Below are 13,524 nucleotides of genomic sequence, written 5' to 3'. Positions count from 1 at the left end.
TCTTACTCGCGGTCCTCTGCGGTCTTGCCGCGGCGGCCGAGCATGATGCCGCCGCCGACGAGGACCACCACGACGACCGCGCCGAGGACGATCCACAGCACCGTGTTGCCGCTGCCGGAGTCGGCGGCGTTCGTGGTGCCTGCCGGGGTGGCGCCGTAGACGCCCCAGTAGCCGGTCTGTTCGAGGATGGCGCCCCTGGGCTGCGGCTGGGTGGTGAAGCCGGAGAACTTGTCGGAGCGGTAGGCCTCGAGGGCGTTCTGGTAGTCGAGCACGATGGTCGGGAACTGGCTGTAGAGCCGGGCCTGGGCCTGCTTGACGTACCCGGCGCGCTTGGCGTCGTCGGTTTCGGTGAGTTGCTTCTTGTACAGGTCGTCGTAGGCGGCGTCGCAGAAGAACGTGTCGGTGCTGCCGCCCTTGCCGTCCGGGCTGGGCCGTGCGCCGCAGGTGTGCAGCGACAGCGCGTAGTCCGGGTCGGGGTTGGTGCCGTAGCCGCCGATGGCGAGGTCGTACTTGCCGGCCTGGGTGCGGTCGGACAGCTCGTCGTCGGAGACGAGGTCCTGCTTGACGGTGACGCCGATGTCCTTGAGCCAGCCGGTGACGTACTGGGCGACGCCCTGGTCGTAGCTGCGGTTGGCGTGGCCGGTGAGGCGCAGTTCCAGCTTGGCGCCGCCGGGAGCGGTGCGGACGCCGTCGGGGCCCTTCTGGTAGCCGGCCTGGTCGAGGGTCGCGTTGGCGGCGGCGAGGTCGAACTTGACCTTCTCGGCGGCGCTGGGGTCCCAGTGGTAGGCGGCGTAGACGGGGGGCACGACGCCGCCGCCGACCTGGCCGAGGCCCTTGAGGACCTTGTCGACGAGGGCCTGGGTGTCCACGGCCTGGGTGATCGCCTTGCGGAGGTTGATGTCCTTGAGGACCGGGTTGCCGTCCCCGATGGGGTTGTTGGCGCTGTCGGTGACGCCGAAGTTGATCGACAGCTCGTCGTAGCGGCGGCCGGGGGCGGCGTTGGTGGTGATGCCCTGCTGGCCCTTCAGCGCGTCGAACTGGTTGGGGTTGAGCCGGTTGATGACGTCGACTTCGCCCTGCTTGAGCGCGTTGACCGCGGCCTCGCTGTCCTTGAACTGCAGCAGCTGCAGTTCGTCGACCTTGGGCGCGCCGCGCCAGTAGTCCTTGTTGGCCTTGAACTTGACGTACTCGTTCGGCTTGTACTCGGTGAGCTGGTACGGGCCGTCGGAGACGCCGGCGACGGCGAGGGTGTCGGTCGAGGGGGCCTTGAGGTCCTTGATCGGCTCCCAGATGTGCTGGGGCACGATCGGCACGTCGAGCAGGTTCATGTTGACCTGCACGGTCTTGGTCTTGATGACGAGGGTGGTGTCGTCGGGGGTGGTGACCGTCTCGAAGTTGGCCACGTAGTTGCCGTTGGCGGTGCGGGCGTTCTCGTCGTCGAGCATGCGGTTGAAGGTGAAGGCCGCGTCCTTGGCGGTCACCGGCTGCCCGTCGCTCCACTTGACGCCGCTGCGGATCTTGAACGTCCAGGTGAGCTTGTCCGGCGACGGGGTCCACGACTCGGCGAGCGCGGGCGAGGCTTCGGCCTTTTCCGCGTTCGGGATGGTCAGGAACTCGAAGGTGAACCGGCCGATCTGCGTGGACGCCGACAGCGCGGCGGTGAAGGGGTTCAGGTGGTCGATGCCGGTGGTGAGCGCGACCCGCAGCACCTTGCCCTGCTGGGCCTGCGCGGGAACGGCGAGCGGGATCGCCGCCAATGTCGCGGCCGCGACGACCGCGCCCACGCGGGCGAACCGCCCGCACCTGCGTTGGAACTGCACCGAAAACCACCCCATCATTCGCTGGCGAGCCTCCCCAAGGACGAGAAGTAACCACATACCGGGACAACCGCGCAATATGTTGCCGCCTCGGCAGGTGCCCGATCGTTATCGACCCGCTGGTCGTCACACTGAGTGACATTCGGCTCGGGGGGCGTTTCGCGTCCGGAGGGCGGGCGTGCTGGCTAGAGTGCCCGGCATGCGCATCCTGATCTCGGCGGACATGGAGGGCGCCACCGGCGTCACCTGGACCGACGACGTCGTGCCCGGGTCGCCGCAGTGGGACCGCTTCCGGCGGTTGTTCACCGGCGACGTCAACGCGGTGCTGGCCGGCCTGTACGAGGCCGGGGCGAGCGATGTGCTGGTCAACGAAGCCCATTCGTCGCAACGGAACCTGCTGCTGGAGGAGCTCGACCCGCGGGCGCGGATGCTCACCGGGCGGCACAAGCCGCTGTCGATGATGCAGGGCATCGATTCCGGTGTGGACGGTGTGGTGTTCCTCGGCTACCACGCCGGCGCGGGCTTCGACGGGGTGCTCTCCCACACCTACCTCGAGAACCAGATCACCGGGGTGTGGCTGGACGACGTCCCGGCGAGCGAGGGCCGGCTGAACGCGGGCATGGCCGCGGAGTACGGCGTCCCTGTCCTGCTCGTTTCGGGTGACGACAAAACGTGTGACGACGCCCGTGATTACGCTCCGGAGGCGGAGCTGGTCCAGGTGAAGGAATGCGTGAGCCGGTACGCGGCGATCTGCCTGCCGCCCGCGCGCACGGCGGAGCTGCTGACCGGCGCCGCGGCCGACGCCCTGGCCCGCGCCGGCCGGGAGGAGCGGCGGGTGAGCGCGCACCGGATCGAGGTGGAGTTCGACGCGAGTCACCTGGCGCAGTCGACGGCGGTGATCCCCACGGTGGAGCAGATCGGGACGCGGCGGGTCGGGTTCGACGCGCCGACCATGACCGAGGCGATGAAGTGTTTCAAGGTCGTCACGGCGATCGCGGCGGGGGCGGTGCAGGGTATCTATGGCTGACTCGGCCGACGCTGTCCAGCTGTGCGCGGACCTGATCCGGTTCGACACGACCAACCGCGGGAACAACGACGCCGAGCCGGAGCGGCCGGCGGCGGAGTACGTGGCCGCGTTCCTGGACGGCCTGGGCATCCCGTCGCGGATCCTCGAGGCCGCGCCGGGGCGGGCCAGCGTGATCGCGCGGGTGCCGGGCACCGATCCGTCGCTGCCCGCGCTGCTGGTGCAGGGCCACCTGGACGTCGTTCCGGCGGACGCGGCGGACTGGTCGGTGCCGCCGTTCGCCGGCGAGGTGCGCGACGGGTACCTGTGGGGCCGCGGCGCGACCGACATGAAGGACTTCGTGGCCATGGTGCTCGCGGCGCTGGCCGGCGGGGCGCGGCCGCGGCGTGAGCTAGTGCTGGCGTTCGTCGCCGACGAGGAGGACCGCGGCGACTGGGGTGCGCACTGGCTGGTCGCCCGGCACCGGGAGCTGTTCGAGGGCTGCGTCGCGGCGATCAGCGAGTCGGGCGGCTACACCTACCACGTGCCGGCCGCCGACGGCCGTGACGTGCACCTGTACCCGGTCGGGACGGCCGAGCGCGGGACCGCGCACCTGCGGCTGACCGCGCGGGGCCGGGCCGGGCACGGGTCGCGGCCGAACGACGAGAACGCCGTCACCCGGCTGGTGGGTGCGCTGCACCGGATCGCCGCGCACCGCTGGCCGGTGTCGCTGACCCCGGCGGTGCGGGCGTTCCTGGAGCGGACCGGCGCGGCGCTGGGTGTCCCGGTCGAGCTGTCCTCTTCGGACGGGGTGGACGCGGCGGTGGCGGCGCTCGGCCCGGCCGGTGGGCTGGTGCTGCCCACGATCCGCAACAGCACGACCCCGACGATGCTGGACGCGGGGTACAAGGTGAACGTGATCCCGTCGACGGCGACCGCCCAGGTCGACGTGCGGGTGCTGCCGGGGACCGAGGAGTCGTTGTTCGCCGCGCTGGACGAGCTGCTCGGCGAAGGCGTGACGCGGGAGTTCGTCGCGCACCAGCCGCCGGTGCAGGCACCGGTGGACTCCCCCTGGTTCTCCGCGATGGCTCGTGCCTTGCAGGCGGAAGATCCCGACGCCGTGGTGGTGCCGTACTGCCTGGGCGGCGGGACGGACGCGAAGGCGTTCGCGCAGCTGGGGATCGACTGCTACGGCTTCGCGCCGTTGTGGCTGCCGAAGGGGTTCCCGTACCGGGCGATGGCGCACGGGGTGGACGAGCGGGTGCCGGTGGCGGGCCTGCACTTCGGCACCCGCGTCCTGACCCGGTTCCTGGAGAACTGCTAGAGGGCCCGGTCGAGCAGCGCCAGCAGGCTGTCCCAGTGGCGGCGCAGGCCGGCGGGGTCGAAGGCGTCGGTGTCGGCCATGGTGAAGCCGTGGACGGAGCCGGGGTAGATCTCGGAGGTGTATTCGAGCCCGGCGGCGTCCAGGGTCTTGTTGAGCTCGCCGAGCGCCTCGGGTGTCAGATCGGATTCGGCGTGGCCGAAGTGGGTTCGGGCGGTGATCCGCTGCAGGCTGCCGTCTCCGGCGGCGCCCACGGGAGCGTGGAACCCGGCGAGGGCGGCCACCCGGCCGGGGTGGGCCGCGGCGGTGTGCGTCGCCAGGAGACCGCCGATGCAGTACCCGGTCACCGCGACCGGCCCGGGGGCGACCTCGGGCCGGGTGGTGAGGAAGTCGAGGTAGGCGTCGGCGTCCCGCAGGATCCGGTCGGTGGTGTGCGCCTCGATCATGGGCGTGAGCTCGGCGAAGATCGCGGGCCGGGCTTCTTCCCCGATGTGGCCGGGGAGTTCGAGCACCGGCGCCGGGCCGTGGCGGTAGAAGATGTTGGGGACGAGCACGGAGTACCCGTGACCGGCCAGTTCTTCGGCCATTTCCCGCAGGACGGGCCGGATGCCGAAGCCGTCCGGGTACATCAGCACTCCGGGGTGGCGGTCGCCTTCGCCGGGGAACGCGGCGAAGGCGTCGGCCTGGCCGTCCGCGGTGGGGATCTGCAGTGACTGGGTGGGCATGATCGCCGAGCCTAGGCCACCGGATCAGGGCACCACCACGAGTTTCCCGGCGGCGCGGTCGTCCTCCATGTACCGGTGGGCGGCGGCGATCTCGCCCAAGGGGAAGACCCGGTCGACGTGCGGGTGGTAGGTGCCCGCTTCGACTTCGGCGACGATCCGCTGCAGCAGGGCCGTGCTGCCCTTGCGGTCGTTGCTGTGGAACGCGGTGAGCTTGGTGCCGGACGGGATCTTCGCGATCGGCTCGAAGTCCGGGACGATCCAGCCGCTGAGCGAACCGGCCACGCACACCGTGCCACCCCGGCGGACCAGGCGCAGGGAGTCCACGGCCGTGCGGGCGCCGACGAGGTCGAGGACCCAGTCCGGGCCTTCGGCCCACAGTTCCGGCAGGCCGGCCAGCGGGCCGCCGTCGTCGATGAGCACGTGGCCGGCGGTCAGGGCGGCCGCCTTGTCCGGCCGGCGGGTGGTGGCGGCGACTTCCAGGCCGTGGCCGGCCGCGATCGAGGCGGCGGCCAGCCCGACGGACGACGTGCCGCCACGGATCAGCAGCCGGCCGCGGCTGCCCGGGCCGATGCCGAGCGCGTCGAGTGCGCCCTGCGCGGTCAGGTAGGTCTCGGGGAGGGCGGCCAGCACGTCCCAGGGCAGGGTGGTGGTGACCGGCATCAGCAGGGGGTTCGGGAGCAGGGCGTACTCGGCGTAGCCGCCGTCGAAGGCGCGGCCCATCTCCCCCATCACCGCCGCGACCGTGGTGCCGTCCGGGAGCCGCGGGTCGGTCGAGGTGGCGACGGTCCCCACGCATTCGATCCCGAGCACCCGCGGGAAGACCACGTCCGGGGAGTGCCCTTGCCGGGTCCTGAGCTCCGATCGGTTCAGGCCGGTGCCCCGGACCCGCACCAGGCTCCAGCCGTCGCGGACCGCCGGGACCGGCAGCTCGTGGATCTCCAGCACGTCCGGGCCGCCGGCGCGGACGCAAACCGCCGCTCGCATCGTCTTCATGCGTTCCACTGTCGTCGGGCGCGGGCGTGGCCGACCACCGGTAGAATGCCAAGTCATGCCCATTGGCCGCCAAGTCTCGCCGGTCTCGCGGATCTGGCCGTCCGGCGGGGTGCACCTGTGGCCGCCGGGCGGAACCAGCGCGGCGGACGTCCACGAGCGCGGGCACCTGGTCTACGCCGCCCGGGGTGTCCTGTCGGTGCACACCGAGCGGGGGACGTCGATCGTCCCGGCGAACCGGGTGGCCTGGACGCCGGCCGGCTTCACCCACCGGCACCGCGCGCACGGCCACACCGACATGCGGATCGTGTTCCTGCCCGCGTCGCCGGCCCGGCTCGTGCCCGATCGGCCCGCGGTGTTCACCGCGTCGGGTCTCGCCCGCGAGGTGCTGCTCGCCCTCACCGGCCCGCGCGAGTACGACCGGGCCGCCGGTGCCCGCCTGCGCCGGGTCCTGGTCGACGAGCTGCGCGAAGCGCCCGAGCAGCCGCTGCACCTGCCCGAGCCGCGCGACGACCGGTTGCGGGCGATCGCGCGGAGGCTGTACGAGGAACCCGGGGACAACACCCCGCTGGCGGAACTCGGGTCGCGGATCGGCGCCAGTGCGCGCACGCTGAGCCGGTTGTTCCGCGACGAGCTGGGCATGACGTTCCACGAGTGGCGCACCCAGGTGCGCGTCGGCCACGCGCTGATCCTGCTCGCCGACGGCCACGACACCGCGTACACGGCCCGGGCGTGCGGCTGGGCGAACCCGAGTCACTTCATCGCGGCGTTCACGGCCGTCGTGGGAACGACGCCCGGCCGGCACCGGGCCAGCGGGTGAAGGTGGCCCAGTAGCGGGCGCCGTCGCGGATGGTTTCCAGGCTGACCAGCCCGGACACCGTCCTGGGCGACGGATTCGATCTCGGCGCGGCTGAACGGCCACGGCGGGCCTTCCCAGGTCGCGACGTCGGTGCTCTCCTCCGCGACCTCGCTGACCAGCGCCGTGCCGCCCGGCGCGAGGAAGCCGGCGAGGGAGGCCACCGCGGCGGGGCGGAATTCGCGCGGCATGGCCTGGATGTTGATGATCTCCACGACCAGGTCGAACGCGTGGCGCCAGTTTCCCGGTGGGTTCAGCAGGTCCGCCACGACGTAGTCCACTTCGGACCGCGGGAACCGCGCGCGGGCCGCTTCGACCGCGGCCGGGGCGACGTCGAAGGCCGTGACGGCCCAGCCGGCCGCGGACAGCAGTTCGGCGTCGTCGCCGAGGGCGCTGCCCACCACCAGGGCGCGGCGGCCCTCGCCCGGGCGGACCCAGGCGGCCAGGTCCGCGTTCGGTTCGCCGCGGGTCCACGGGACTTCGGCCTCGCCGCGCGCGGCGGCGGTGTAGAGCTGGTCGAACCACCGGGTGGGGCTGCCGTCGGCGAGGGAGGCGCGGGCGAGTACGCGGTCGGCGGGTTCCGGCGTCGTCATGATCGTGACCCTAGCGGCGACGCCGGGACCCGCGGGAGGCGTTTTACGGCGCGACCGGCCCCGGGAGGTCGTACAGCTTCTCCCCCGCCCAGTGGACGACGTCCCGGACCGGCGAGGACGGCGGTGCGGGGCGGAAGTTGGCGGCGTCGTCGATGCTGCCGGTGCCGTCGTAGACCGCTCGCTGCGGGTAGGCGAACACCGGCCGGGTGCGGGTGACGGTGCCCGCGGCGTCGCGGCCGGTCGCGGTGACCCGGGTGGGTGTGGTGCCGCGTTCGACCCAGGCGACCAGTTCGCGCAGCGGGTCGAACTCGGTGAGCGTGGTGCCGCCGCCGCAGTGGTAGAGCGACGGGACCATGAACAGCCGGGCCCAGTCCTGCGGGCGGCCGTGGGTGAGCCGCTGGTAGTAGTCGAGGGTGCCGGCCGGCGGGATGGCTTCGTCGGCCCAGCCGTGCCAGAGCAGCAGCTTGCCGCCGCGCCGGTGGAACGCCGACAGGTCGGGGCTCATCGCGTTGTAGCGGACGCCGACCCGGGTGAGCCGGTCGAACTCCGCCTGCGTGAAGGCGAAGGTGTCGACGGTGGCGGCCGGGGCGCCGATCGGGTAGCCGAGGTAGCGCAGGTAGTTGTCGGCGAGGTTGCGGGCGAAGGCGAAACCGCCGGTCTCGGGGGTGGCGATGATCCACCCGGCCCAGGACAGCTCGGAGCCGGGCAGCTGGCCGCCGGGGTAGAGCAGCGTGCCGTAGGCGTCGGTGGGTGGCGAGTACAGCCGGCGGGTCGCGGCGACCTGGTCCGGGGTGAGGCAGGCCGGGCTGTCGCCGTCGGGGCAGGTCAGTGCCGCGGGGTCGAAGTGGCAGGCGCGGGGGTCGTCGAGCTGGCCGTCGGCGAGCCCGTCGAGGTGGTCGCAGGCAGCGAGGACGGCGTTGTGCAGGGCGGGCAGTTTGGCGGCGGTGAGGATGGGGCTGCCGTCGGTGGCGGTGTTCGCCCGCGCGAGCCAGGTCTGGTAGACCCCGAGCAGCGGGCTCCAGGAGTTCGCGGGTGCGCCGGCGTCGATGCCGTCGAAGTCCGCGGGGTAGCGCTGGGCGAGCTGGAGGCCTTCGCGGCCGCCGTCGGAGCAGCCGCTGAAGTAGGACTTGCGCGGCGGGGCGCCGTAGAAGGCTTGGATGATCGCCTTCGAGGCGCGGGAGACGACGTGGGGTGCGCGGAATTCGAGGTCGTTGCGGGCCGCCTGGTCGTGGGCGCCCCAGCTGCCGTCGTCGACGACGGCGGGGGTCTTGCCGATGTGCCCGTCGTCGGTGGCGGCCACGGCGACGTCGCCGCCGTGGTGCAGGCCGCAGTCGGCGAAGGCGGGCGGGTTGACCAGGCCGCAGAAGCCGCCGCAGCCGTACTGCAGGTAGCGCCCGGCGTAGGTCCTGGTGGGCAGGCGCAGTTCGAACCGGACGGCGGGTTCGACGTAGCCCTGCACACCGCAGTATTCGGGGTCGGTGCCGGTGGCCGCGACGACGGTGGCCACCGTGACGTGCGTGGCGGCCCCCGGGAGGGCGAACCCGCGGGCGAGGTCGGTGCAGGCGGTCACCGGCCGGAGGATCGATTCCGGGGCCGCGACGGCGATGGCGGGGACGAACGTGGCCGCGGGAGCGGGGGCGAACGCGGCGGTGGCGAGGGTCAGCGCGGTGATGGCGGTGACGATCTTCAGCGGTCTCATCCGTCCCCCGTTTTTCCGCGTTGTCTGATTCCGGCCAGGTTTGGCGACCGGTCTTGACATCGATGTCACCCGCGCGTTTCCCTTCCTTGGCGCCGCCGGTCCCCGCCTGCGCGGCGCTGCTGAAATCCGCCCTCCGAGCTTGGAGCAACGATGCCCCGAAGCGCCAGACCCCCGGTCGCTTTCCTGGTGACCGCCGCCGTGGTCGCCGCCGGCCTGGTCGCCCTCCCCGCGGCCTCGTCCGCCGCCGAAGACGCCCTGCCCGCCGACTTTTCGTCCTCGTTCGAGGCCGGTGACGTCCAGCCGACGTGGACCGACACGGTCGACACCGACGCGGCGGGCAAGCCGCGTGCGTCCGGGATCAACGGCGCGAACGGTACCGCGATCCCCGGTGACATCCGCGGCAAGGTGACCGAAACCAGCGCCAGCAGCGAAAACAGCGGTGGCGGCGAAGTGGTGTCGAACCTCGTCGACGGGACGACCGACACCAAGTGGCTGTCATGGGACCCGACGGCGTGGGCCCAGATCACGCTGGCGGAGCCGACGTCGATCACGCACTACGCGATCTCCTCGGCCAACGACTTCGACAACCGCGACCCCAAGGACTGGACGCTGCAGGGCTCGAACGACGCTTCGACCTGGACCGACCTGGACAAGCAAGCCGATCAGGCGTTCACCGCGCGGTTCCAGCAGAAGGACTACAAGCTGGCCGCGCCGACCCCGGCGTTCAAGTACTTCCGGCTGGACATCACCCGCAACAACGGCGGCCCGATCCTGCAGCTGTCGGAGCTGCTGCTGGCCAACGACGAGCCGGCGCCGCCGCCGCTGCCGAACATGCGCAGCTTCACCGACTCCGGGCCGACCAGCGGTTACACGAACAAGAACCGCGTCGGCTTCACCGGGCTCAAGGCGTTCCGCTACTCCGGGAGCCAGACCCAAGGCCACGGCTGGTCCTACAACAAGGTCTTCGACGTCGACATCCCCGTCGTGCCCTCGACCGAGCTGACCTACAAGGTGCAGCCGCAGTTCATCACCGGTGACCTGAAGTACCAGAGCACGAACGTGGCGATCGACCTGGTCTTCACCGACGGCACCCGGCTGCGCGACCTGGGCGCGACCGACCAGTACGGGTTCCCGCTCACCCCGGAGGGCCAGGGCAAGAGCAAGGTCCTCTACACCAACCAGTGGAACCTGGTGCGCTCGGCGATCGGCACGGTGGCCAAGGGCAAGACCGTCGACCGGATCCTGGTCGGCTTCGACAACCCCGACGGCCCCGGCTCGCTGCAGGGCTGGCTCGACGACGTGAAGATCTCGGCGACGCCGACCCCGCCGGCCAGCACCCGCCCGAGCGACAACGTCCTCACCACGCGCGGCACGATGGCCAACGGCACCTTCTCCCGCGGCAACAACTTCCCGGCCACGGCCGTGCCGCACGGGTTCAACTTCTGGACCCCGGTGACCGACGCGAACGCCGACGACGGCGACGTCCGGTGGATGTACAACTACCACAGCCAGAACAACGAGCAGAACCTGCCGGAGCTGCAGGCGTTCAGCGTCAGCCACGAGCCGAGCCCGTGGATGGGCGACCGGCAGACCTTCCAGGTGATGCCGTCCGCGGCCACCGGGGTGCCGGACGCGAACCGCGACGCCCGGGCGCTGGCGTTCAAGCACGACAACGAGACCGCTCGCGCGCACTACTACGGCGTGCAGTTCGAGAACGGGATCAAGACCGAGATCGCCCCGACCGACCACGCGGCGGTGTTCCGGTTCTCCTTCCCGGGCAGCGACTCCAGCCTGATCTTCGACAACTACAAGAACCAGGGCGGGCTGACGCTCGACACCGCGGGCGGCACGCTGTCGGGCTACACCGACGTCAAGAGCGGCCTGTCGGCCGGGGCGGGCCGGATGTTCGTCTACGCCACCTTCGACAAGCCGGTCACCGCGGGCGCCAAGCTCACCGGGCAGGGCCACGACGACGTGGCCGGCTACCTGCGGTTCGCCGCCGGCGCCGACAAGACCGTGACGATGCGGATCGCGACGTCGCTGATCAGCGTGGACCAGGCGAAGAAGAACCTGGCGCAGGAGATCGCGCCGGCCGCGACCTTCGACTCCGTCCGCGACGCCGCGCAGCGGGCCTGGGACGACCAGCTGAAGGTGATCGAGGTCGAGGGCGCGTCGAAGGACCAGCTCACGACGCTGTACTCGAACCTGTACCGGCTGTTCCTCTACCCGAACTCGGCGTTCGAGAACACCGGCACGAACGAGAAGCCGAAGTACCAGTACGCGAGCTTCGTCTCGCCGAAGGCCGGGGCGGACACCCCGACCCGGACCGGGGCGAAGATCGTCGACGGCCAGACCTACGTCAACAACGGGTTCTGGGACACCTACCGCACGACCTGGCCGGCGTACTCGCTGCTCACCCCGGAGATGGCCGGGAAGATGGTCGACGGGTTCGTGCAGCAGTACCGCGACGGCGGCTGGATCTCGCGGTGGTCCTCGCCGGGCTACGCGGACCTGATGACCGGCACCAGCTCGGACGTGGCGTTCGCCGACGCCTACCTCAAGGGCGTGCGCAACTTCGACGTCAAGGCGTCCTACGACGCGGCGCTGAAGAACGCGACGGTGACCCCGCCGAACAACGCGGTCGGCCGCAAGGGCATCGACGAGGGCATCTTCCTCGGCTACTCGCCCAACACGGCCGACCACGGGTTCTCGTGGTCGATCGAGGGGTACGTCAACGACTTCGGCATCGCGAACCTGTCGAAGAAGCTCTACGACGAAGCCCCGGCGAGTGACCCGCGCAAGCAGGAGTACCTGTCGAACTACGAGTACTTCACCAGCCGGGCGCAGCAGTACGTGAACCTGTTCGACCCGAGTGTCGGGTTCTTCCAGGGCCGGGACGCGGCGGGCAAGTTCAGCCGGTCGACGCAGGACTACGACCCGCGGGTGTGGGGCATCGACTACACCGAGACCGACGGCTGGGGCATGGCGTTCTCCGTGCCGCAGGACGGTCAGGGCCTGGCGAACCTCTACGGCGGCAAGGCGGGCCTGGCGAAGAAGCTGGACGCCTTCTTCGCCGACCAGGAGACCGCGAACTTCCCGGGCTCCTACGGTGGGGTGATCCACGAGATGCGGGAGGCCCGCGACGTCCGGATGGGGCAGCTCGGGCACTCCAACCAGGCCTCGCACCACACGCTCTACATGTACGACTACGCGGGCCAGCCGGCCAAGACGCAGGAGAAGGTCCGCGAGGCGCTCTCGCGGCTCTACACCGGCAGCGAGATCGGCCAGGGCTACGGCGGTGACGAGGACAACGGCGAGCAGTCGGCGTGGTGGACCTTCAGCGCGCTGGGCTTCTACCCGCTGCAGATGGGCAGCCCGGACTACGCGATCGGGTCGCCGCTGTTCAAGAAGGCGACGATCCACCTGGCCGGCGGCAAGGACCTGGTGATCAACGCGCCGAAGAACAGCGCGAAGAACGTCTACGTCCAGGGTGTGAAGGTCAACGGCAAGGCGTACTCCTCGACGTCGCTGCCGCACGAGCTGATCGCCCGCGGCGGGAAGATCGACTTCGACATGGGCCCGAACCCCTCGGCGTGGGGCACCGGCCCGAACGACGCGCCGAAGTCGATCACCCAGGGCGACGGCGCGCCGGCGCCGCTGCACGACGAGACCGGTCCCGGCAGGGGCACGCTGTCCACTTCGGACGGCTCGGACGCGGCCGCGCTGGTGGACAACACCTCGCGCACCCAGGCCGCGGTCACCGGCGCCGTGCAGTACCAGCTGAACTCGACCGACGAGGCCGTCACGAACTACACGCTGACGTCCCAGACCGGTGCGGGCGACCCGAAGAGCTGGGTGCTGAAGGGCTCCTACGACGGCAAGACGTGGGCGGTGGCCGACCGGCAGGAGAACCAGGCGTTCAGCTGGCGGCAGCAGACCCGCGCGTTCAAGGTGGCCGACCCGGCGCACTACGCGTACTACCGGCTCGAGGTGACCGCGACCAGCACCGGCGCCCCGGCGCAGCTGGCCGAGTTCGAGCTGCTGGGCAAGCCGGACGCTTCCTGCACTCGCACGGTGACGGGTGTCCAGTCCGGTCCGCTGTCGATCACCTCGGGCACGGTGTGCCTGCAGGACGCGACCATCTCGGGCCCGGTCACGGTCGGTCCTGGAGCGTCCCTGATCGTCCGCGGCGGTCAGGTCAAGGGCCCGCTCGCGGCGACGGGGGCGGCTCAGGTGGTGCTGAACCGCACGAAGGTGGGCGGTCCGGTGGCGATCACCGGGGTGACCGGTCAGGTGTCGATCGAGCTGACCGACATCGGCGGCCCGGTGGCGTTGACCGGCAACCACGGGCCGGTGCTGACGTCGAGCACGGTCGGCGGCCCGCTGGCGTGCGCGGTGAACAACCCGGCACCGACCGACCACGACCTGCCGAACGTCGTGCGCGGCCCGATCGCTGGGCAGTGCACGAAGATGTAGGTGCGTGAAGGTCGTGAGTGGTAAGGCGGGTTCTAACCCGCCTT

General features: G+C 71.2%; 9 protein-coding genes. 4 read left to right on the top strand and 5 right to left on the bottom strand.

Features of this window, described 5'->3' with window-relative positions:
- Positions 1 to 2: 2 nt before the first annotated feature.
- On the bottom strand, positions 3 to 1,835 hold the full coding sequence (locus C2L58_RS21235; RefSeq protein ID WP_103339441.1) for an ABC transporter substrate-binding protein: 1,833 nt from the start codon (positions 1,833 to 1,835) through the stop codon (positions 3 to 5).
- Positions 1,836 to 2,016: 181 nt separating this feature from the next.
- Between C2L58_RS21235 and C2L58_RS21230 the strand changes: the two genes are divergently transcribed.
- Together C2L58_RS21230 and C2L58_RS21225 are read left to right on the top strand one after the other, a co-directional pair.
- Positions 2,017 to 2,844, top strand: a complete 828-nt coding sequence (locus C2L58_RS21230; RefSeq protein WP_103339332.1) for a M55 family metallopeptidase — start codon at positions 2,017 to 2,019, stop codon at positions 2,842 to 2,844.
- Complete coding sequence (locus C2L58_RS21225; protein ID WP_103339331.1) at positions 2,837 to 4,144, top strand: M20/M25/M40 family metallo-hydrolase; 1,308 nt, start codon at positions 2,837 to 2,839, stop codon at positions 4,142 to 4,144. The genes C2L58_RS21230 and C2L58_RS21225 overlap by 8 nt, the downstream gene beginning before the upstream one ends.
- Here C2L58_RS21225 and C2L58_RS21220 read toward each other — a convergent pair.
- Entirely contained in the window at positions 4,141 to 4,866 is a 726-nt protein-coding gene (locus C2L58_RS21220) for a dienelactone hydrolase family protein (RefSeq protein ID WP_103339330.1), read from the bottom strand. The two genes, C2L58_RS21225 and C2L58_RS21220, sit on opposite strands and share 4 nt — an antisense overlap.
- Positions 4,867 to 4,890: 24 nt before the next feature.
- Entirely contained in the window at positions 4,891 to 5,859 is a 969-nt protein-coding gene (locus C2L58_RS21215) for a zinc-binding dehydrogenase (protein WP_103339329.1), read from the bottom strand.
- Between the two features lie 55 nt (positions 5,860 to 5,914).
- Here C2L58_RS21215 and C2L58_RS21210 point away from each other — a divergent pair, with 55 nt between their 5' ends.
- The gene (locus C2L58_RS21210; protein ID WP_233225831.1) at positions 5,915 to 6,676 is read left to right on the top strand and encodes a helix-turn-helix domain-containing protein; all 762 of its coding nucleotides are present in this window, start codon (positions 5,915 to 5,917) and stop codon (positions 6,674 to 6,676) included.
- Here the strand turns inward: C2L58_RS21210 and C2L58_RS21205 are convergent.
- Positions 6,610 to 7,305, bottom strand: coding sequence for a class I SAM-dependent methyltransferase (locus C2L58_RS21205; RefSeq protein WP_233225830.1), 696 nt, complete (start codon positions 7,303 to 7,305; stop codon positions 6,610 to 6,612). The genes C2L58_RS21210 and C2L58_RS21205 overlap by 67 nt on opposite strands.
- A 43-nt stretch (positions 7,306 to 7,348) precedes the next feature.
- Positions 7,349 to 9,004, bottom strand: a complete 1,656-nt coding sequence (locus tag C2L58_RS21200) for a tannase/feruloyl esterase family alpha/beta hydrolase (RefSeq protein WP_103339327.1) — start codon at positions 9,002 to 9,004, stop codon at positions 7,349 to 7,351.
- A gap of 150 nt (positions 9,005 to 9,154) precedes the next feature.
- On the opposite strand from C2L58_RS21200, the gene C2L58_RS21195 reads away from it, so the two are divergent.
- A complete protein-coding gene (locus C2L58_RS21195; RefSeq protein ID WP_103339326.1) occupies positions 9,155 to 13,480 on the top strand; it encodes a GH92 family glycosyl hydrolase in 4,326 nt (1,441 codons plus the stop codon).
- Positions 13,481 to 13,524 lie beyond the last annotated feature (44 nt).

It is taken from the genome of Amycolatopsis sp. CA-126428 (assembly GCF_002904335.1).
GTDB lineage: Bacteria > Actinomycetota > Actinomycetes > Mycobacteriales > Pseudonocardiaceae > Amycolatopsis.
This window is presented reverse-complemented; position numbering and strand designations above follow the sequence as displayed.

Excerpts from the sequence above, each read along its gene's own strand:
- C2L58_RS21195 (WP_103339326.1), top strand. The coding sequence starts at position 9,155 with ATGCCCCGAAGCGCCAGACCCCCGGTCGCTTTCCTGGTGACCGCCGCC.
- C2L58_RS21210 (WP_233225831.1), top strand. The coding sequence starts at position 5,915 with ATGCCCATTGGCCGCCAAGTCTCGCCGGTCTCGCGGATCTGGCCGTCC.
- C2L58_RS21230 (WP_103339332.1), top strand. The coding sequence starts at position 2,017 with ATGCGCATCCTGATCTCGGCGGACATGGAGGGCGCCACCGGCGTCACC.
- C2L58_RS21225 (WP_103339331.1), top strand. The coding sequence starts at position 2,837 with ATGGCTGACTCGGCCGACGCTGTCCAGCTGTGCGCGGACCTGATCCGG.
- C2L58_RS21215 (WP_103339329.1), bottom strand. The coding sequence starts at position 5,859 with ATGAAGACGATGCGAGCGGCGGTTTGCGTCCGCGCCGGCGGCCCGGAC.
- C2L58_RS21200 (WP_103339327.1), bottom strand. The coding sequence starts at position 9,004 with ATGAGACCGCTGAAGATCGTCACCGCCATCACCGCGCTGACCCTCGCC.
- C2L58_RS21220 (WP_103339330.1), bottom strand. The coding sequence starts at position 4,866 with ATGCCCACCCAGTCACTGCAGATCCCCACCGCGGACGGCCAGGCCGAC.
- C2L58_RS21205 (WP_233225830.1), bottom strand. The coding sequence starts at position 7,305 with ATGACGACGCCGGAACCCGCCGACCGCGTACTCGCCCGCGCCTCCCTC.
- C2L58_RS21235 (WP_103339441.1), bottom strand. The coding sequence starts at position 1,835 with ATGGGGTGGTTTTCGGTGCAGTTCCAACGCAGGTGCGGGCGGTTCGCC.